The 20,918-nt window shown below is 38.2% G+C and carries 22 protein-coding genes and 1 pseudogene; all 23 read right to left on the minus strand.

Features of this window, described 5'->3' with window-relative positions; genetic code table 11:
• Positions 1 to 1,128 (minus strand): site-2 protease family protein, encoded by a 1,128-nt coding sequence (locus RR062_01140; GenBank protein ID MEG2026327.1) that lies wholly within the window; start codon positions 1,126 to 1,128, stop codon positions 1 to 3.
• Complete coding sequence (locus RR062_01145) at positions 1,129 to 2,226, minus strand: 1-deoxy-D-xylulose-5-phosphate reductoisomerase (GenBank protein ID MEG2026328.1); 1,098 nt, start codon at positions 2,224 to 2,226, stop codon at positions 1,129 to 1,131.
• Positions 2,227 to 2,238: 12 nt separating this feature from the next.
• Positions 2,239 to 3,168, minus strand: a complete 930-nt coding sequence (locus tag RR062_01150) for a phosphatidate cytidylyltransferase (GenBank protein MEG2026329.1) — start codon at positions 3,166 to 3,168, stop codon at positions 2,239 to 2,241.
• The gene (uppS, locus tag RR062_01155; GenBank protein MEG2026330.1) at positions 3,169 to 3,840 is read right to left on the minus strand and encodes a polyprenyl diphosphate synthase; all 672 of its coding nucleotides are present in this window, start codon (positions 3,838 to 3,840) and stop codon (positions 3,169 to 3,171) included. It abuts the gene before it with no gap.
• Between the two features lie 80 nt (positions 3,841 to 3,920).
• Complete coding sequence (frr, locus tag RR062_01160; GenBank protein ID MEG2026331.1) at positions 3,921 to 4,496, minus strand: ribosome recycling factor; 576 nt, start codon at positions 4,494 to 4,496, stop codon at positions 3,921 to 3,923.
• Positions 4,497 to 4,556: 60 nt separating this feature from the next.
• The gene (gene pyrH, locus RR062_01165; GenBank protein MEG2026332.1) at positions 4,557 to 5,258 is read right to left on the minus strand and encodes a UMP kinase; all 702 of its coding nucleotides are present in this window, start codon (positions 5,256 to 5,258) and stop codon (positions 4,557 to 4,559) included.
• Positions 5,259 to 5,310: 52 nt separating this feature from the next.
• Positions 5,311 to 5,979, minus strand: coding sequence for a translation elongation factor Ts (gene tsf / locus RR062_01170; GenBank protein MEG2026333.1), 669 nt, complete (start codon positions 5,977 to 5,979; stop codon positions 5,311 to 5,313).
• A 194-nt stretch (positions 5,980 to 6,173) separates the two neighbouring features.
• Positions 6,174 to 6,893 (minus strand): annotated as a pseudogene (gene rpsB, locus RR062_01175) (30S ribosomal protein S2).
• Positions 6,894 to 7,214: 321 nt separating this feature from the next.
• Positions 7,215 to 7,649 (minus strand): DUF1292 domain-containing protein, encoded by a 435-nt coding sequence (locus RR062_01180; GenBank protein ID MEG2026334.1) that lies wholly within the window; start codon positions 7,647 to 7,649, stop codon positions 7,215 to 7,217.
• Positions 7,650 to 7,667: 18 nt separating this feature from the next.
• Complete coding sequence (ruvX, locus tag RR062_01185) at positions 7,668 to 8,072, minus strand: Holliday junction resolvase RuvX (protein ID MEG2026335.1); 405 nt, start codon at positions 8,070 to 8,072, stop codon at positions 7,668 to 7,670.
• Positions 8,073 to 8,239: 167 nt separating this feature from the next.
• Positions 8,240 to 8,374, minus strand: coding sequence for a hypothetical protein (locus tag RR062_01190; protein ID MEG2026336.1), 135 nt, complete (start codon positions 8,372 to 8,374; stop codon positions 8,240 to 8,242).
• A 119-nt stretch (positions 8,375 to 8,493) separates the two neighbouring features.
• Positions 8,494 to 8,871 carry an iron-sulfur cluster assembly scaffold protein gene (locus tag RR062_01195; protein MEG2026337.1) on the minus strand — a complete coding sequence of 126 codons (378 nt, stop codon included), beginning with the start codon at positions 8,869 to 8,871 and terminating at the stop codon, positions 8,494 to 8,496.
• Positions 8,864 to 10,051, minus strand: a complete 1,188-nt coding sequence (locus RR062_01200; GenBank protein MEG2026338.1) for an aminotransferase class V-fold PLP-dependent enzyme — start codon at positions 10,049 to 10,051, stop codon at positions 8,864 to 8,866. The genes RR062_01195 and RR062_01200 overlap by 8 nt, the downstream gene beginning before the upstream one ends.
• The gene (locus tag RR062_01205; protein ID MEG2026339.1) at positions 10,048 to 10,452 is read right to left on the minus strand and encodes an Rrf2 family transcriptional regulator; all 405 of its coding nucleotides are present in this window, start codon (positions 10,450 to 10,452) and stop codon (positions 10,048 to 10,050) included. The genes RR062_01200 and RR062_01205 overlap by 4 nt, the downstream gene beginning before the upstream one ends.
• A 145-nt stretch (positions 10,453 to 10,597) precedes the next feature.
• The gene (glyA, locus tag RR062_01210; GenBank protein MEG2026340.1) at positions 10,598 to 11,848 is read right to left on the minus strand and encodes a serine hydroxymethyltransferase; all 1,251 of its coding nucleotides are present in this window, start codon (positions 11,846 to 11,848) and stop codon (positions 10,598 to 10,600) included.
• A gap of 14 nt (positions 11,849 to 11,862) precedes the next feature.
• On the minus strand, positions 11,863 to 12,183 hold the full coding sequence (trxA, locus tag RR062_01215; GenBank protein ID MEG2026341.1) for a thioredoxin: 321 nt from the start codon (positions 12,181 to 12,183) through the stop codon (positions 11,863 to 11,865).
• On the minus strand, positions 12,158 to 12,592 hold the full coding sequence (locus RR062_01220) for a SoxR reducing system RseC family protein (GenBank protein ID MEG2026342.1): 435 nt from the start codon (positions 12,590 to 12,592) through the stop codon (positions 12,158 to 12,160). Before RR062_01220 ends, trxA begins: the two co-directional genes overlap by 26 nt.
• The gene (gene aspS, locus RR062_01225) at positions 12,589 to 14,379 is read right to left on the minus strand and encodes an aspartate--tRNA ligase (protein ID MEG2026343.1); all 1,791 of its coding nucleotides are present in this window, start codon (positions 14,377 to 14,379) and stop codon (positions 12,589 to 12,591) included. Before aspS ends, RR062_01220 begins: the two co-directional genes overlap by 4 nt.
• A gap of 20 nt (positions 14,380 to 14,399) precedes the next feature.
• Entirely contained in the window at positions 14,400 to 15,689 is a 1,290-nt protein-coding gene (gene hslU, locus RR062_01230) for an ATP-dependent protease ATPase subunit HslU (GenBank protein MEG2026344.1), read from the minus strand.
• 1 nt (position 15,690) lies between these two features.
• Positions 15,691 to 16,239 (minus strand): ATP-dependent protease subunit HslV, encoded by a 549-nt coding sequence (gene hslV, locus RR062_01235; protein MEG2026345.1) that lies wholly within the window; start codon positions 16,237 to 16,239, stop codon positions 15,691 to 15,693.
• A complete protein-coding gene (gene trmFO / locus RR062_01240) occupies positions 16,236 to 17,549 on the minus strand; it encodes a methylenetetrahydrofolate--tRNA-(uracil(54)-C(5))-methyltransferase (FADH(2)-oxidizing) TrmFO (GenBank protein MEG2026346.1) in 1,314 nt (437 codons plus the stop codon). Before trmFO ends, hslV begins: the two co-directional genes overlap by 4 nt.
• Before the next feature lie 68 nt (positions 17,550 to 17,617).
• The gene (gene topA, locus RR062_01245) at positions 17,618 to 19,819 is read right to left on the minus strand and encodes a type I DNA topoisomerase (protein ID MEG2026347.1); all 2,202 of its coding nucleotides are present in this window, start codon (positions 19,817 to 19,819) and stop codon (positions 17,618 to 17,620) included.
• A 2-nt stretch (positions 19,820 to 19,821) separates the two neighbouring features.
• Positions 19,822 to 20,913 (minus strand): DNA-processing protein DprA, encoded by a 1,092-nt coding sequence (gene dprA / locus RR062_01250; protein MEG2026348.1) that lies wholly within the window; start codon positions 20,911 to 20,913, stop codon positions 19,822 to 19,824.
• Positions 20,914 to 20,918: the final 5 nt, after the last annotated feature.

Below are 20,918 nucleotides of genomic sequence, written 5' to 3' on the forward strand. Positions count from 1 at the left end.
CTAAAACCATTTAAATACGTCAATAAATATTACAAAGGCAAGCAAAAGAATTATACCGACAGCGTGTATCCACGACTCAACTTTGCGATTAATGGGTTTGCCCCTTATCCATTCGATTAGCACAAATATCATTCTACACCCGTCAAGAGCGGGTAGAGGCAATAAATTAAATACCGCAAGGTTGACCGAAATAAGGACTATTAAGAAAAGAATGCTGGTAAAGTCTACTGCGACTATGCTAGCTATCATATCAATCGTAGTTATTGGCCCGCCTACGCTCTCTATCCCGATTACGCCGGTAATTAGTTGACCTAATGTTTTGAGAACAACCGTTCCTACTTTACCGCAAAAGACAAAGCCCCTGCCAAACGATTGGAAAAATGGCGTAACAATACGTTCGGCGCTACTCTTTACTCGTATTCCAAAGTCGTTATAGGTCTTTTCCTTGCCGTCTTCGCCGATAATCTTATAGGTATAGATTTTAACGTTTAAAAGGGTGAGAATTTCGCCTTGTTTATCGCTTATTTTGGTAACGGGCGCAGTTTTATCAGTAGGTCTAAATACCGTTACGCTTGCAGAATCGCCAGATTCTTGAATTAATTCGGTATAGTCGGCAGGAAAATATATATCTTTGCCATTAATACCTAAGATAATATCGCCTAATTGAATTGTGTTATTGTCGTAGTTAGGCGAAGTTTCATAAATAGTGTAAGTTGTAAGTCTATATTCGCCAAAACAAGAAAAAGCTATAATTGCAATTAAAATTGCAGAAACAAAGTTAAACAAAACTCCGCCAAAAAGAACAATCAGTCTTTTCCAAGGTTTTTGATTATTAAAAGCGTCGGGACTATTTAATTTTTCTTCGTCTTCGCCGTCAAAAGAACAATATCCGCCAAGAGGAATTGCCCTAATTGAAAACTTTTCATCGGTTGTTTTATGTTTTTTTTGAAATATTTTGGGCCCCATACCAATAGAAAACTCGGTAATTTTAAATTTTAAAAGTTTTCCAAAAGTATAATGTCCAAGTTCGTGTATAGTAATCATAAACATCAATACTAATAAGGCAATTAAAATATAGCCTATTTTAGCAAAGACTTGACCAACCGTAACGCTTAAAAGAAATGTCATTTATTTCTCCTCATAATAATCCATAAGAAATTTGTAAGCCAAACTATAAACTTTAAAAATATTGTCTTTTGTTACTTCCATTGACTTTAAACTCGGGTAAAAAGAATCGGCAACAAAAAGAATATTTTTATAAAAGTCGGTAAAATGTATCTTCTTCTTTTCAAATAATTTTCTTAGAGCAAGGCAACTTGCGACCATAACAGTAGGCATTATGCCACTGTTACATTGTTGATTGTAACATAAAACCGAACAAGGGAATTTTTCCTTGTCAAGAGGCAAAAAGTTTAGCTCTCTAAGTTCGGTAAGTTTAAGGTCTTGCGCTTGCGATTTAATTCTTGTCGGGTAAGTTAATGCGTATTGTATCGGCAATCTCATATCGGGTTGGGCAAGTTGCGCTAGCGTTGAACCGTCAACAAATTGAACAAAAGAATGAACTATACATTGTGGGTGTACTACAATATCAATGTTTGAAATAGGAACGTCAAATAAAAAATGCGCTTCGAGAACTTCCATAGTCTTATTAAACATTGTATTTGAGTCTATTGTTATATCTGCGCCCATATTCCACTTTGGGTGTTTTTTAGCTTGGTCGTAAGTGATAAATTCAAGTCTACTTGAAAGTTCGTTATAAAAACTACCACCGCTAGCTGTGATTGTAATTTTTTGTATAGGTTTTCCGTCGGCGCATTGCCATATCGCCGAATGTTCGCTGTCTATGGGAAAAACTTTGCTAAGACTATTTTTCCTCATTCTGGCGATTAGGTCGCCCCCGCAAACTATAATTTCCTTGTTTGCGACAGCTATGTCAATGTTGTGAAGCAAACAATAAATAAAAGCGTCAAGAGAGTCGATTCCGCTTGTCGCAAATATTGCAAGGTCAATATTTTGTTCAACCGCCTTAGTCAAACATTCCTTGCCGTCACTAGCAACTAACCCCAAATATGTAGGCAAAAATTTAAGAGCTTGCTCCTGCAATAACTCGGCGTTAGAGTAAGCCGTAAGCGAAATAACACGAAAATCTTGTTTATGTGACGCCACAACTTCTAATACTTGTTTTCCAATAGAGCCTGTGCTACCTAAAATTGCAATTCTTCTCATATTTGTATTGTATTATAGGATAAACGTCCATATTACCGCAACAAACACGCTGTTGAGCATTATGCCGTCAAACCTATCCATAAATCCTCCGTGAGAGCCTAAAAGGTGGCTGTAATCTTTAATACCGCAATGCCGTTTTACATAGCTAGCAAGCAGGTCGCCTATTTGAGTGCAAATCGAGCCAAATATACCCATTAAAAGATAACATATTATTTTCATAGGCATACTAAGCGGTATACCTGCTTTAAACCAATGAACATTCATAAGCGGTAAGGCTTCAAATAAGAAAAACACAAGTCCGGCGCCAACAATACCGCCAAACACTCCGCCAATAGCGCCCTCGACTGTTTTGTTAGGCGATATAACGGGAGCAAGCTTGTGTTTGCCAAACAATACGCCAAAGATTAAAGCGCATACGTCCGACATACAAGAAATAGCGAATACTAACGCAAGTCCTACTGTATTTAAAGGTAAAAGTTGTTCGCCTCTTAACGAATCTACAATATAACCGTTATCAAACATAGGATTACCCGGCCCTATTTCTACCGAACTTGCTGATTTGTTGATATAAAACAATGTTGAAAGAAGTAATGCAGGATAAATCAATACAAAAGCAAAATTTTGTAGCGAACCCTCAGGTAAATTTTTAAATATGGTAATAGCGCAACCGATAATAAATATAAGTAAGCTAAATAAAACAATACCGGTATAACCAAACCAAAAGTAAGGTATGCCAAAGACGATTGCGTACGACCAAACTAGCCAACTAAGTTCGTCGGGTATCTTTGGACCGAGCGCTTTTCTAGTTTCTAGTATGCAGATGCCTATGACTGCGCACAAGAAAAATGAAACATAATATCTATCGACAAATTCTCCTAGTAGTATCATACCAACAAATACAATCATAATGAGCGTCGACATAAAAATTCTCTTTTGTATCATTTATTCTTTTACCCCTCCAAAATTACGTATCCTCTTACGATATATTTCTAATGCCGTACAAAGTTGTTGTTTGTCAAAGTCTGGCCAAAGGCAATCTGTAAAGTATAATTCGGCGTATGCGCACGAATATAACATAAAATTGCTTAGCCTCATTTGTCCGCCCGTACGGACAACAAAGTCTATTTCGGGAAGTTCATTTAATATAGTTTGAGTAAATTGTTTCTCGCTTACTCTTTTGCCTAGTTGAATAAATTTATTTGCAGTTTCAACAATTTCCGCCCTACCGCCATAATTTAAACACAAGTTAACTGTAATATCATTGTTATTGCAAGTATTCTCAACTGTTTTGTTAATTTTGTTTACTAATGTTTGCGGTAAAGAATTGTAACTACCAGTAAAAATAATGCGAATTTTGCCCGATTCGTCGTTAAAGCTGTCGAGATAACGACAAGCCAAACTAAACAGCCCGTCAACTTCGGTTTTCGGGCGTTTCCAATTTTCGGTCGAAAACACAAATAGACTTACATATTTTATGCCAAATTCTAGGCAATTATCAATAACTTTATGAACAGTTTCAAGTCCTTCTTTGTGACCTTCTTTGCGTGGTAGACCTCTTAATTTTGCCCACCTACCATTACCGTCCATAATAAAAGCTATGTGACTAGGCGTCATATATACCTCGATATTTTAAATAATGCCGTGTTTCTTTGACACGGCATTGACCAATAAACTAAGTATGCGTTGTCAAAGAGTTAAACTACTAAACAATCCGCCTCTTTGTTCTTGCCAAGAAGTTCAATCGCTTCGATTTGTTTAGCCACGATTTTGTCAATCTCGTCTTCGTAAGATTCAATTAAGTCTTCGGATATAGTCTTTTCATTTTTAATCTTTTTTAGACTTTCCATAGCGTCTCTGCGAACATTTCTAACTGCAACTTTGGCTTCTTCGGTAAGTTTTTTAACAGATTTAACTAATTCAAGCCTACGTTCTTGGTTAAGCTCAGGAAAAACAAGTCTAATTACTATGCCGTCGTTTTGAGGCGTGACGCCGATATTTGCAGCAAAAATAGCTTTTTCGACCTTGCTTAACATAGATTTGTCCCACACGGAAATGACTAGAAGTCTTGCTTCTGGGTTAGAAATGTTTGCCATTTGCGAAATAGGAGTTGGAGCGCCATAGTAGTCGACAAGAATTTTTTCAACTAGCTTAGGGTTAGCCCTGCCTGCTCGCATAAGGGAAAATTCACTCTTCATATAGTCTATGGACTTGGCAATTCTTTCATCAACGTCCATAAAGATTAATTCAATTGTTTCGTTAGCGTAAACCATAATAATTCTCCTCTACTAATATACTTATATTATACTCAATAAAATTGTAAATTTCAATAGTTATTCAATAATTGTGCCAATATTTTTACCTTCCACCGCATTAATTATGCTATTTTTGTCGGCAAGAGCAAAAACAAGAATAGGAATTTTGTTTTCCATACACATTGAGATAGCTGTGGTGTCAAGAGCGTGTAAATTTTTGCTTATAACGTCCATATAACTTATTGTGGAATATTTTTTTGCTGTTATATCAATCTTGGGATCGCTAGAATACACGCCGTCTACCGCCTTAGCGCAAAGCAAACAATCTGCGTGAAGTTCCGCCGAGCGTAACGCAGCCGCCGTATCGGTAGTAAAGTAAGGGCTACCTGTTCCGCAAGCAAATATTACTATGCGACCTTTTTGTAGGTGACTAAGGGCTTTACGCAAAATATATGGTTCGGCTACTTGTTTAATTTCTAGGGAAGTTTGCACTCTTACGGGAATAAGTTTAGCTTCAAGAGCGTCTTGAATAGCTAAGGCGTTTATAACGGTTGCAAGCATACCCATGTGGTCGGCTACCGCCCTATCCATTTGTTCGCCTTGCCTACCACGCCAAAAGTTACCTCCGCCGACAACAAGACCAATTTGCAAACCTTGCTCGTAAAGAGTTTTAAGCTGTTCGACTATTGAGTCTACGGCATTATTGTCGATACCAAAGCCTTTACCGCCCGCAAGCGCTTCACCGCTAATTTTTAAAACAATTCTCTTATATTTTAGCATTATTGCTCCTTATCAAAAGGGGACAAAATTGCTTGTCCCCTTTTATAAATTGTTATTTGTTGATAGATTCTAATTGTTCGGCAATTTCTTTTGCAAAGTCTGTTGACCTCTTTTCAAGTCCCTCGCCCATCTGGTAACAAGTAAATCTTCTAATTGATATTTTCTCGCCTACGGCGGCTATTGTTTGATTAATTAACTCTTTAATAGTAATTTCATCATTCTTTACATAAGGTTGTTCGAGTAAACAAACTTCGGTGTAATATTTTTTAATACGACCATCAACCATTTTTTGAATAATAGCTTCGGGCTTAGGCTTAGGCTCGTTTTTAGCCTGCGCAATAAGAATTTCTTTTTCGCTTTCAATTTTTTCTTGGGAAACGTCTTCGATTGAAACAACTTCGGGTCTTGTCGCTGCAATTTGCATACATAGGTTGTGAACAAGGTCGGTAAATTGTTCGCTACGAGCGACAAAATCTGTTTCGCAGTTGACTTCAAGCAACACGCCTATTTTGCCACCCATGTGGATATAACTGCCTACAACGCCTTCTGCTGCGATACGGCTTGCTTTTTTAGCTGCTGAGGCTATGCCTTTTTCTCTTAAATATTTAATTGCTTCGTCAAAATTGCCGGCTGTGGCAACAAGAGCCTTCTTGCAATCCATCATACCTACGCCGGTAGTTTCACGTAATTTCATTATATCTTGATTGGTAAATTCTGCCATTTATTTAAACTCCTTAATAATTATTCTGCCTTTGGCTCTTCGACAACAACTTCGACTGCTTTTGCTCTTGCTTTTTTAACGGGTTTTTCTTCTACAACTTCTTCTGCCGTTTGGGCTACAACAACTGTTTCGGTAACAATTTGTTCAATCTCTTGATCTTTGATAATAGGCGTTTCAACTATTTTTGCTTTAACTTCTTCTCTTGCAACTTCGTCTTCTACTTGATATATTACGCCTTCTTTGGCTTCGATTACAGCGTTTGCAATTACAGCGGCTACAATCTTAATTGCGCCTATTGCGTCGTCGTTACCGGGTATTACGCAGTCAACTTCGTCGGGGTCGCAGTTAGTATCTACTATTGCTACGATAGGAATATTAAGGGTATGAGCTTCGGCGATTGCAATAGCTTCTTTTTTGCAGTCTACTACAAATAAGCAACCGGGCATACCGGGCATATCTTTGATGCCGCCGATATTTGCTTGTAATTTATCTCTTTCGCTTCTAAGTTTAGCAACTTCTTTTTTGGGAAGAAGGTCAAATTCGCCCATAAGTTCTCTTTGATTGATACTGTTAAGTTTGTCAATACGAGTGCGAATTGTCTTAAAATTGGTAAGCGTACCGCCTAACCAACGATTATTGATGTAGAACATACCGCAACGCTCTGCCTCAGCTTGAATAGCTGTTTGAGCTTGTTTTTTTGTGCCTACAAATAGAATTGACTTACCCTCTTTGGCTATGTCACGAACAAAGTTATAAGCTTGCTCGGCAAGTAGTACGGTCTGTTGAAGGTCAATAATATGAATATCATTTCTCTCCGAATAGATGTACTTCTTCATTTTAGGGTTCCATCTTCTTGTTTGGTGTCCAAAGTGGACGCCTGCTTCTAATAGTTGTTTCATTGAAACTACTGCCATTTTGTGTTACACTCCTTTACTTTTATTGTTTTACCTCCTTGCATCATTTACTACGGCAAACCTTTTTACAAGGCACAAAAGCCGAATTGATACAAGTGCGTACTAAACCTTGTAAATTATAACATAGCTTGTTACTTTTAGCAATTATTTTTGAACTCATTTTAGGCGTTATTAGTAAGAATAACTTGTAAATATAAGTAAAATGATTGATGTTAATGTAAAATTACTTAACAAAAGCGATATACAAATTATAACCTACTTATGTTTGCATATCGCTTGTTATTAGATAAATTAAATTGATAACTTAATAGTTAAGAAATATTATTTCTTATTGCAATCGCACTTTTCGGCTGAGTGTTTGTGTTCGTCACAACCGCAATCGCACTCGTCGTCACAATCGCATTCGTCGTCGCAATCGCATTCGTCGCCACAACCGCAACCACAACCACATTCTTCGCCTTCAAATTCCTCAGCCATCTTGTCATATAGTTCAAACAAAGTGTCTTGTAACGCTTCGTCTTCTACCGGTAAGAGGTTGAATATCTCTGGGTCATTCTCGTCTTCGCTTATTTCAAATACAATAACGCAATCGTCGTCAAGATCGTCGGTTTCTTCCATTGGTTGTAAGAAAGCGTAGCTCTTACCTTCGTGCTCGATTGTAGCGGAGTGATAACACTCTAATTCCTTGCCGTCCTCGTCTGTTAGAGTTATAACTCTGTCTTCGTCAACTGGTATTTGCTCGGTCTTATCCTTCATTGTAGTTCCTCCAAAAATTTATTTTTTATAATAATCAAGATAACTTTGTAGTATTATGGTCGCCGCTACCTTGTCTATAACGCCTTTGCGTTTATCCCTAGATACATTACCCTCTATCAAAACACGTTCCGCCGAAACAGTGGTCAATCGTTCGTCAATAAACTTAACTTCAAGACCCGTTTTTGCGCTAAGTTGAGAGGCAAATTCCCTAGTCTTAATAGTTTGGGCATTTTCATTGCCGTTCATACTAATTGGTAACCCCGACACAATTACGGTTACGTCTTGCGCAAAACAAACAGAAGCAAAATATGCAAGGTCACGTTCGATTGTAGTTCGTTCGTAGGTGCAAAACGGGTTTGCAATTATTTGCATTTTGTCGGAAAGCGCAACGCCTATGCGTCTGTCGCCGATATCTAAGCTCATTATTCTACTCATTTCTTTATATTAACATATTCGCAAAAAAATTGATAGTCTTTTATTAAAGTTATTTTAATTGAAATTACCTATGATATACTATTACAGAAATAGTATTATATATTTTGTTTAGATATGTGTAAAATAAAGAAAACAGGGTAGCTTTCGCTACCTTGTTAGTCGTTATTCATTAGTTTGAGTAACTTTTTCTTACCAGTTACAAACATTTGCTTAACTTGCGGAATTTGCGCAAGCGCAAGACCCGCTGTTATTCCTACGGTTAGACCTATAATTAAACCTTTAATTTGCATTAAATTCACCCCCTTTGCCTTAGTGTGAGTAAAAGCAATGGGTAAAATGCGTGAAATATAGATAAAATTAGTAGGTAAAATTATTAAATTTATTTTTACTCGGTTAAACTAACAATAGTTTATTTCGCAGTAGAGTTTTTTTCTCTATATTGAGCGATAGCCGTTTTAATAGCTTCTTCCGCAAGCACCGAGCAGTGTATTTTTTGAGGCGGAAGCCCCTCTAAATATTCGACTATTGAGGCGTTTTTAAGGTCTAAGGCTTGGTCTAAGGTCATTCCCTTTACCATCTCGGTAGCAACCGAACTGGTAGCTATTGCAGCTGTACAGCCATAAGTTTGAAATTTTGCGTCGGTAATAATGTCGTTATCGATTTTTAGAGAAATACTCATAATATCGCCACAAGTAGCGTTGCCTACTGTGCCGATAGCGTCGGCGTTATCAATTACGCCTACATTTTTAGGGTGAGCAAAGACCTCTAATACTTTATCGTTATACATTTATCTTTTCTCCTTGTGATAATTTAAATAATGGTGAAATGTTGCGTAATTTTTCTACGCTTTCGGCAAGAACTTCTACGCAGTAATCAACTTCTTGCATTGTGTTGTGTTTGCCAAAGGAAAATCTAATCGAACCGTGAGCGTCAACAATATCTACCCCCATAGCAAGTAAAACGTGCGAAGGTAGCAAGCTTTGCGACGAACAAGCCGAACCGCTAGAAACTGCAATTCCGGCAAAATCAAGCAATGTAAGCAAACCGTCGCCTTCAATATATCTAAAACAAAAGTTTGCATTGCTCGGTAGTCTAACGGCTGTGTTTGCTGTTCCATTAAAACGAATAAACGGAATTTTTTCTTGAACTAGGGATACAAAATAATCTCTTATACTTGCTATATATTTAGCGTTTTCTTGTAGGGTCGAGGTCGCTATTTCAATAGCTCTACCCATTCCAACGATAGCTGGCGTATTGCTCGTGCCTCCTCTTTGCGCTCTTTCTTGTCCTCCGCCTATGATTAGTTTGTCGATAATTAAACCGTTGCGAATATAGAGAGCGCCAACACCCTTAGGTCCGTAGAATTTATGAGCCGAAATGGTAGCTAGGTCAACGCCAAGTTTGTGAACGTCAACTGGGATAGAGCCCATAGCTTGAACGCAGTCGGCGTGCATTAATATACCCTTAGAGTGAGCCAAAGCCGAAATTTGTTCGATAGGTTGAATAGACCCAACTTCATTGTTAGCGTACATTATTGAAATTAATACGGTATCGGGACGAATTAATTTAGTAAGTTCGTCTACTTTGACAAAGCCAAATTCGTCTACGGGAGCATAACTAGCCTCAAAACCATTTTTCGCAAGCCATTCTACGCAATTTAAAATAGAATGGTGTTCGATTGTAGATATTATTATATGTTTGCCTTTGTTTGCCCTAGCGTACATTGTTCCTTTAATAGCCCAGTTGTTAGCCTCGCTACCCGAACCGGTAAAATACACTTCGTTGGGCATTGCGTTAATTGCTTTCGCTACGCTTAATCTTGCTTTGTCGATTGCAATAGAACAAACTTTACCAAAAGAATGTAGGCTGTCGGCGTTGCCGAAATTATCGCAAAAATATGGTTTCATAGCCTCGAAAACTTGGCTATCTAATTGTGTTGTTGCCGAATTATCAAAATAAACTTTCATTTATCTTCCTCCAAAAGTTGTAAAAGCGAAATATTATCTAAAAATGCGTTAATATGCGAATAAAGTTTGTTAAATAGCTTAAAGGGAATACAGTCGTGTTTGCCGTTACATTTGCCTTCGATACAATCAACTATAAGTAAGTTATCTTCGCACGCCCTTAAAACTCTACCTACCGAAATATCTTGCGGTGGTTTAGAAAGCAGGTAACCGCCATAAGCGCCCCTAGTCGCAACAATAATACCATCTTTTTTAAGTAGAGAAAGAACTTGTTCGAGGTATTTATCCCCTACGTGAATAGTATTTGCAAGCTCGGTTGAGGTAATTAGTTTGGCTTGACTGTAATTTTGAGAAAGAATGACCGAAACATACAGTCCATAGCGAGATTTTGCCGACATTTTCATAATTTTTAATTCCTACCTTTTTACTAGGAATAGTATAACAATAGTGCTGACAAATGTCAAATAAAAATAAATAAAAAAGACAAAAATAAATAAATATTTCTGTCTTTGTTTATAGGTAATTAAGATAAGTTTTCTAAGTCTATGATTAGTCTAAAATATCATTTGCATAAAGCGGGTATTTTTGAGTTAGTTCAAGCACTTTTGCAAGATTTTTTTCAAGACAAGCTTCGCCGTTTGCAACTACGTCGCCGATAATATCGCCGATTAGTTTCATCTCGGGACTGCCCATACCACGTGTTGTTACGCTTGGAGTACCAATTCTTATACCGCTTGTAATTTTTGGAGGAAGGGTATCGAAAGGTATTGCGTTAGCGTTAACCGTAATATGTATGCGGTCAAGCATAACAGTTAAGTCTTTGCCGGTAAAGCCTGTATTTGATAGGTCAATCAAAATTAAGTGATTGTCAGTACCGCCAGAAACAAGCCTAAGCCCCTTTTCTTTAAGGGTATTTGCAAGAGTTTGAGCGTTATCAAGAACTTTTTGTTGATAAATCTTAAATTCGGGTTGCAATGCTTCGGCAAAACATACTGCCTTAGCGCCTATAATGTGCATAAGAGGTCCGCCCTGCGTTCCGGGGAAAACTCCGCTATCAATTTTTTTAGCCCACTTTTCTTTGCAAAGGATAAGTCCGCCACGAGGACCTCTAAGCGTCTTATGAGTAGTTGTTGTAACTACGTCGGCATAAGGAACGGGACTTGGGTGTAAACCTGCCGCAACTAAACCGGCAACGTGCGCCATATCTACCATAAAGATTGCGTCAACCTTGTCGGCAATTTCACGGAAACGTTTGTAATCAATAAAACGAGCGTAAGCTGACGCTCCCGCAACAATAATCTTAGGGTGACTTTCTAAGGCTATGCGTTCTAGTTCGTCATAGTCGATTGTTTCGGTTTCTTTGGTTACTCCATAAGGCACAATGTTAAAATATTTACCCGAAATATTTACTTTGCTACCGTGTGAAAGGTGTCCGCCGTGATTGAGGTTCATTGCCATTATTGTATCGCCGGGCTTTAAAAACGCTATGTATACAGCGGTGTTTGCATTTGCTCCGCAGTGAGGTTGAACGTTTGCGTGTTCTGCTCCAAAAAGTTGTTTAGCACGGTCACGAGCGATATCTTCTACGATATCAATACATTCACAACCGCCATAATAACGATTATTAGGGTAACCTTCGGCATATTTATTTGTAAGGTGAGAACCCATAGCGGCAAGAACGGCGGGAGAAGCAAAGTTTTCGCTTGCGATAAGTTCGATATTCTGTCTTTGTCTAGTCAGTTCTTTAACATACGCCTCGTAAATTGCGGGGTCGTTTTGCTTTAAAATCTTTAAATCTATCATTTTGTAAGCTCCTATAAATATTGTTTAATCTTTTCGAGTATTTCAGCTTGCGGAATAGCGCCTACTATGCGGTCAACTAATTTTCCGTCTTTGTATATGCACATATTTGGAATAGCCGAAACTTCGGCTAACGTAGCAAGCTCTCGATTGTTATCAACATCGACTTTGCCTATCTTAGCCTTACCGTCAAGTAGCTTAGCTACTTCTTCAAGAATTGGCGCTACCATTCTGCAAGGACCGCACCAGGTCGCCCAGTAATCTACTAGACAAACGCCTGTGGCTATAAAATCGTCAAATGTTTGCTTATCAAGATTGGTTATTAATTCGTTCATTGTCATTCTCCTCTATTTTCAACATTCTTGGTATTAATTTTAGCTTACTTGCATACCGTTTGTCAATACATCTTACAAAAATAAACCCTATTGCCAACCCAAAAACAAAAATTAACACAAGCGCCCAGTCGGGCAAAGGAAATATGCTTGCAAGAAGCATAACTAAAAATGCAAATACAAGCGGTATAACGTAGACAATTAGAGATGTTGCGGTCGCCGAAACACCGGTGATATCAAGTTCTACGGTTTGGTCGACAGTTGCGTTTAAGGTGTTTGGAACAGTTAAATCTACAAATTTATCTTTTTGAGAAATGTTACACATATTGCAGTTGCCACAAGCCGAAGTACGCATAATACGCACAACGGCTAAATCTTTTTTAACGCTAATTATTTTGCCGTGTTCAATCATTCTTTAATCACTTCTATGCCTAGCTCGGCAAGTTGAGGTTTATCTACTACGTTTGGCGCTTGCGACATCATACAAGTTGCGGTTTGAGTCTTAGGAAAAGCTATTACCTCTCTAATATTGTCAATTTTGCCTAGCACCATAGTAAGCCTGTCAAGTCCAAAAGCCATACCTCCGTGAGGCGGAGTGCCATATTTTAAAGCGTCTACAAAATATCCAAAGCGGTTTTTTATCTGTTCTTCGGGAATACCTAAAACATTAAACATTCTCTCTTGCATTTCAGTATCGCATATTCTTATGCTACCGCCACCCATCTCGTCGCCGTTAATTACAATATCGTAAGCTTTTGCGCGCACTAAACCCGGTTTAGAGTCAAGTAATGGTAGGTCCTCTACCATTGGACTGGTAAACGGGTGGTGACGGGCTACAAAACGACCTTCGTCCTCGCTATATTCAAGCAAAGGAAATTCGGTTATCCAAAGTAGCTTATAGTCATTTTTGTCAATTAAATTAAATTTACTTGCAAGTTCGCAACGTAAAGCCCCTAGCGCAGTTTGAGCTTTTTCGGCAACTTTGTCACAAATTACAAAGGCGATATCACCGACGGCTAAATTAAGCTTTTGTTCAAAGTCCTTAGTAGCTTGCGGAGTTAAATTCTTAGCAAAGCTACTACGAATCGAACCTTCTTCAACTGCAAAATATCCTAGCCCTTTAACTTTATAACCCTTTACAAACTCAGTGTAACGGTCAAGAGTCTTGCGAGAAAGCTCGGCTTGTTTGCCACGAAGAACAACCGCTCCTATATAGCCATTATCATTAATAATATCTTGATAAATTGAAAAACCACAGTTATTTAACGTAGTCGTTATATCTTTAATCTCAACGTCATAACGAAGGTCGGGCTTATCCGTGCCAAACCTAGACATAGATTCGGCATAAGTCATACGCATAAAGTGAGGCGCAAGTTTAATGTTTAAAAGTCTATCAAACCAACGAATTATTAAACCCTCAACAAGATTGATAATCGAATCGGGTTGGTCGATAAACGACATCTCCATATCGATTTGAGTAAATTCGGGTTGACGATTTGCTCGCAAGTCTTCATCTCTAAAACAACGAGCAATTTGATAATATCTGTCCATACCGCCCATCATAAGTAGTTGTTTATAAAGTTGGGGCGCTTGCGGAAGAGCGTAAAAAGAACCGTGTTTAATACGACTTGGAACAAGATAGTCCCTTGCTCCTTCGGGCGTACTCTTGCCTAAAATAGGCGTTTCTATCTCGCAAAAACCACATTCGTCGAAATAGTTGCGGGCAATATTGCATATTTTACTGCGTAAAATTAAGTTTTGCTGTAATTTTGAACGACGCAAGTCTAAGTAGCGGTACTGTAAACGCAACATCTCGCCCGCCGTGTCGTCGCCGATTGAAAACGGTGGAGTTAAGGCGGTAGATAAAATTCTAAGTTCGGTTGCGCATACTTCAATTTCGCCGGTTGTCATATTAGAATTAGTATTGCCCTCTTTTCTTAGGCGAACAAAACCGCAAACGGCTATTACATATTCGAGTTTGATTTCGCTAGCCTTTTGAAGCAAAGATTGGTCGCAGATATCGGTGTCAAATACTATTTGCGCAATGCCTGTAATATCCCTAAGTTGTAGAAACATTAAACTGCCTAAGTCACGCCTGCGATGTACCCAGCCCATTAAGACGACCTTTTTATCGACGTCTTTTGCCGATAACTTTCCGCACATATCTGTTCTTGTTAATCCGTTAAGAAACTCTTGCATATATGAAAATTCTCCTTGGTTTACAAAATGTATTTTTTAAGATTAAGACTTTTAGCCTCGCTAGAATAATAAGCCGTAACAAATTTTTTGTCAATTATTATTGTTTGAGATTTATTTTCTTCTTCGACTTCGTAAGAAATATCTTCGGTAATGTGTTCAAGAATACTTTGAAGTCGCCTTGCGCCTATATCTTCAAAGGTATTGTTAAAGTCTACCGCAAAGTCGGCAATCGCCTCGATACCATCTTCGGTAAATTGTAGATTAATGTTATCGACCGAGAGTAATTTAGTGTATTGCGAGGTAATAGCATTTTCGGGTTCGGTTAAAATTTTAACAAAGTCGGCTTTGTTTAAGCTTGATAGCTCGACTAAAATAGGAAATCTACCTTGTAATTCGGGAATTAAATCCGAAACACTGCTAACGTGGAAAGCTCCGCTTGCAATAAATAAGATGTGGTCTGTACGAATATTGCCATATTTTGTGTTAACCGAACAGCCCTCGATTATGGGTAGAATATCTCTTTGCACGCCTTCACGAGAAACGTCAGGACCATTAGAACTGCCTTTGCCGGCAATTTTATCTAATTCGTCAATAAATATTAGCCCTTCGTTTTCGGCACGAGAGATTGCTTCTGCGTTGACCGAATCGCTGTCAATTAGTTTCTCTGCGTTATCGGCTATTAATATTCGCATAGCTTCGCCAACGGTTAAGCGCCTTTTTTTAGTTTTATTTGGCATTAAATTGCCGAAAATACTGCCTAAATTTAGTTCGTTACCACTACCGGGAACAAGCTCGATTGATTGAGGTTTTTCGGTAATATTTATTTCGATTGGAAGGTGGTCAAGATGTCCCGAACTTACTTCGTCACGAATTGTAGTTTTATTAATATTTTCGGGGAAGTTCTTGTCGGCAAGGAGAATTTCACAAATTTTGGTTATCGCCATTTCTCGTGCTTTTTGTTCGACGTCTTTACAACGTTCGTCGTTTACTAAACGAATGGCTACTTCTACAAGGTCACGAACCATTGATTCTACATCTCTACCGACGTAACCTACTTCGGTATATTTAGTAGCTTCAACTTTTAGAAAAGGCGCTTTTACAAGTTTAGCGAGCCTACGAGCAATTTCGGTCTTGCCTACGCCGGTAGGACCTTTAAGAATTATATTTTTAGGCGTAATTTCTTCTCTATCTTTGGGCGAAAGTTGACTTCTACGATAACGGTTGCGTAGAGCAATCGCTACGGCTTTTTTTGCATTATCCTGCCCTATTATATATTTATCAAGTTCGGCAACAATTTGTTTTGGCGTCATTTTATAGTTCCTCCACAGTTATATTAGAATTTGTATAAACACAAATATCGCTTGCAATTTTAAGAGCTTGATACGCTATTTCTTTTGCCGAAAGTTCGGTAAAACCGTATAAAGCTCGTGCAGCCGAAAGAGCAAAATTTCCTCCGCTACCTATTGCGCAAATACCATTTTCGGGTTCGATAACATCGCCTGCGCCCGATAAAATTAAAAAGTTTGTTTTGTCGGCTACAATCATCATTGCGTCAAGTTTACGAAGCATTTTATCAGTACGCCATAGTTGAGCAAGCTCAACTGCGCTACGCATAAGGTTGCCCGTATATTTTTGAAGCATAGCCTCAAATTTTTCAGTTAAAGTAAATGCGTCGGCAACAGAACCTGCAAAACCGACAGCTACCGACCCGTTATAAATACGACGAACTTTTACAGCGTTACCTTTGAGAATAACGTTTTCGCCTTGTGTGACTTGACCATCGCCGGCTATTGCAATTCTGCCAAACCTAGATACTGCGCAAATTGTTGTGCCTCGTATAGTATCCGAATAAATTGTCATAGTAAATCTCCTTTGATTGTTTGAGCAATCTTACTTATATTATTAATTGAACGCTCGGCATACGCCATTTTTTTAGCTTTTTTGTCCTTTATAATTTGGTCAAGAGGGCTAAGTATGCCAAAATTTGCATTCATAGGTTGAAAATTAGAATTTTTATTACTTATATAATTAGATAATGCGCCTAAAATAGTAGAATTGTCAAGTGTTAAAAGAGGCAATTTTTTAATAAATCGCGCGATATTTATACCGCAAAGGAGTCCGCTTGCGATTGATTCGCAGTAGCCTTCTACTCCGCTAATTTGTCCGGCAAAAAACAAATTTGGGTATTGTTTCGATTGAAAAAAGTTGTTAAGCAAATCGGGCGAATTGATAAAAATATTCTTGTGCATTACTCCGTAACGGACAAATTCGGCATTAGCAAGCGCCGGAATTAATCCAAAAACACGCTTTTGTTCGCCAAATAGAAGATTGGTTTGACAACCTACTAAGTTATATAGGCTACCCTCGACATTCTCTTTGCGAAGTTGAAGTACGGCGTACGGACGTAAATTTTCGGCTGGGTTAAATAGCCCTACCGGCTTAAACATACCGTAACGAATAGTCTCTATGCCTCGACTTGCCATAACTTCAATAGGCATACAGCCTTCAAAAACATTCTTTTCGTAGTCTTTAAGGGTTGCTCTTTGGGCGGAAATTAGCTCGTGCCAAAAAATTTCGAATTGTTGCTTAGTCAAAGGGCAATTAATATAATCTTTTTCGCCCCTATCATAACGGCTTGCGATAAAGTAATTAGACTTATCAAGGCTTTCGGCTGTGACTATTGGGGCGACTGCGTCGTAAAAATGTAAAAACTCGCCCGAAAAGGCTTGTAGCGAGGGCAAAAGTTTTTGACTTGTTAGCGGACCTGTGGCGACTACTACAATTTCGTCGTTTGAAGGTAAAATACTATCTTCTTCCCTATTAATTATTTCAATATTGGGCATAGCTTGCAAACGGCTTGTAACTAACCGAGAAAATTCCTCTCGGTCTACTGCAAGCGCCGACCCCGCAGGTACGGTTGTTTTGTCGGCAGAATTAATAAGCAAACTATCAAGCAAACGAAGTTCTTGCTTGATTAGTCCGCCCGCAGTAGAAATGTCGTTACTTTTAAGCGAATTAGAACAAACTAACTCGGCATAAGTATCTAATTTATGTACGGGAGAATGAGCGAGAGGCTTACTCTCAATTAATGTCACCGCAATACCGCATTTAGCTATTTGATATGCGCATTCGCAACCGGCAAGCCCTGCGCCTATAATTTTAATTTTCAACTGTTGTCCTCTATTCTGTTGATATGATTTTAATAGTTAAATTTTTACTATTTAAATAATTGAGTATACTATTCTTCTATTTTCTTTTTATAATCGCATTCTTTGTTGGGACAAGAATAGAATTTACCCTTTTGAAGTTCTTTTATAACAAGGTTGGTTTGACAATTTGGACATTTGATGTCTGTTGGCATATCCCAACTAACATAGTCGCAGGTAGGGTAAGCCGAACAACCGTAAAACGCCTTAGATTTGCCTAAGCGCTTAATAATGTTGTTGCCACACTTAGGACATTTTGCAATATATTCCTGCAAAGAAATAGTGTTTTTACACTTTGGATACGCCGAACAAGCAAGAAATTTGCCCATTCTTCCCTCACGAATTAGCATTGGAGCGCCACATTTATCGCAAACTTTATCGCTAACTTCGGGTGGCTTTTTATTTAAATTTTTAAGTGATTTGTTCGCTCCGCAAGTTTCGCAATGGTAATATCTGCCAAAACGCCCAACTTTTATCGCCATAGTATTTTTACCGCCACAGCTTTCGCAGTCGATAAATTCTTGTTCGCCTTCAATCGGCGCAATATCGCTTGTTGAAGCCTTGCTTATCATTTGAGCAAGCGGTTTGTAGTATTCCCCTACTATTTCTTGCCACGAAACCGTAGCGTCTTCTTCGATAGTATCGAGTTTATCTTCCATTTGAGCCGTAAATTTAATGTTAATTATATCGGCGAAGTTTTTCTCTAAATATTCGATAACAGTAATGCCTAGCGAAGTGGGAATTAGCGATTTAGTGTCTTTATCTAAGTATTTTCTTGCAAAAAGAGTAGATAAAGTGCTTGTATAAGTGCTGGGTCTGCCTATTCCGTTATCTTCCATTGTCTTGATTATACTAGCTTCGGTATAGCGTGGCAAAGGTTTAGTAAATTTTTGCTCGTGTTGAAGTTCAACCAGTTTAAGAACTTCGCCCTCGCTCAAATTAGGTAAGGTAGCGTCGTCGTCTTCTTCGCTCTTAGAATAATTGTAAAGCTTGGTATAACCATCAAAGATTACAGTTTTGCCACTTGCCTTAAAACCATAACCGTTGCAATCAATTACAACTGAAAGACTGTCGTAACTAGCTTTGCTAGCGCAACTTGCCAAAAATCTATCGTAAATTAATTTGTAAAGTTGATATTGGTCTTTGGTCATTTTGTTTTTAACTAGCTCGGGTGTAACTTCGGGATTTATTGGTCTTATAGCTTCGTGAGCGTCTTGGGCTGACTTTTTCGAAGAATAAAAGTTTGGCTTTTCGGGAATATAATCTTTGCCATAGGTCAAGGCAATATATTCTCGGGCTTGATTAGTCGCATCGGCAGAAACTCTAACCGAGTCGGTACGAATATAGGTAACGTAGGCGGTATGCTCGCCGTTGACGTCAATACCTTCATAAAGTTGTTGAGCGGTTTGCATACATTTCTTGCTACTCATTTTTAATTTATTGACTGCGTCTTGTTGCATTGAGCTAGTGGTAAAAGGCGCAAAAGGCGAAGAAGTTGTTATAGAACGCTTAACCGACTGTGTAACAAAGGGTTTGCCCGACATCTGGCTTAGAGCTTGTTGGCACTCAATACTACTAGCAATTCTAAGTTTCTGTTGGTTGTAGGTGGTAAGGAGAGCCTTAAAAGTGGTCTTTTGATTTAATTTTTGTAGATTAGCCGAAACCGTCCAAAATTCTTCGGGTATAAACGAATTAATTTCTCGTTCCCTATCTACTACGATTTTTAAAGTTGCCGATTGAACTCTGCCGGCTGAAAGTTTAGGTTGTATCTTTTTACATAGTACGGGCGAAAGTTTATAGCCTACAAGTCTATCAAGCACTCGCCTTGCTTGTTGAGCGTTAACTAAATTTATGTTGACAAAGTCAGGATTTTTAATTGAATTTTCTACGGCTTTTTTGCTAATTTCATTAAATGTAATGCGGTTTTTTAACTTAGGCGAAAGTTTTAGCACGTGTTGAAGGTGCCAGGAAATAGCCTCGCCTTCTCGGTCCGGGTCAGTTGCAAGCAAGACTTCATCGCATTTTTTTGCTTTGCTAACTAGCCTAGCTATGACTTCTTTTTTGTCGGGATATACTTCATAAATTGGCTCAAAATTGTTTGCAATATCTACCGCAAGTTTTTTTTCGGGCAAATCTCTTATGTGACCTCCCGATGCGTCTACTATATAATCGTTTGATAAATATTTAGCTACTGTTTTTGCCTTTGACGGCGATTCAACTATTACTAATTTCACTATTATTCCTCCGTATTAAGATATTGATAAAAGTTCCCGACGAGCTTGCAAATTATACCTTTAAGTTCTAGGTTTGCAAGAATAAAATTTAATGTAGAACTTTTTAACTTGGTTCTATTGACAATATCATCAAAGTGTAACTTACCTTGTATCAATTCGTCAACTACTATTTGCTCCTCCATATTTAATTGTATAGGCGGTTTTGGAATTGCAACTGATAAGTCGCAATTAAGTATGTCTTGCGGACTAAGCGTCATAGCGCCTTGCAAAGATTTAAGAATTTGATTACTTCCCTTAAAATTAGTGTCAAATATATCTCCCGGAACAACATAAATATCTTTGCCTTGTTCAAGCGCATATTCGTAAGTCGACATAACGCCACTTTTTAACGGAGCTTCTACTATTAAAATGCCTTTGCTTAGCCCTGAGATTAAACGGTTACGCATTGGAAAATTATATTGATTTGGCGAGTCGTAAGCTTGATATTCGCTTATAAGTAGTCCGCCGTTATCAACAATAGACTGCGAAAGAGCTTGATTTTCAACAGGATAAACATTTAGTAATCCGCTACCTAATACTGCGACAGTTTTTCCTAAACAATTTAAAGTGGTTTGGTGAGCTACCGTATCAATTCCGTATGCAAGACCGCTAACTATTGTATAACGTTTAGCGAGTTCGGCAACATATATGCTTGCGACTTTTTTGCCATAGAGCGAAGCTTTTCTTGTGCCAACAACTGCAAAACAAGCAGAATTAAGTAAGTCTAAATTTCCTTTACAATAAATAGCTAGTGGCGGGTCGGGCATTTGTTTAAATAATTTAGGATAGTTTGAACAATAATAAGTAACTGGAATAATGCCCTTAGAAAGTAAATCTAGATATAGGCTATCACAAAATGCCTCATTTGCCGAATATTTAAGTCTAACATAGGCGGTTTGTCCTATTAAATCGATTATTTCTTGCGAGTGTGACTCAATATTCATAAAAAGTTCTTCTGCGCCCCCAAACAAATTAAGTAATTGGTAACGTTTCAAAGGAGTGCCAAAACCTAATGTTGACAGAAGAAGGCAAACTTTTTGCTTTATTTTAAACATTTTTG

It is taken from the genome of Clostridia bacterium, from assembly GCA_036654455.1.
Classification (GTDB): domain Bacteria; phylum Bacillota; class Clostridia; order Christensenellales; family CAG-314; genus JAVVRZ01.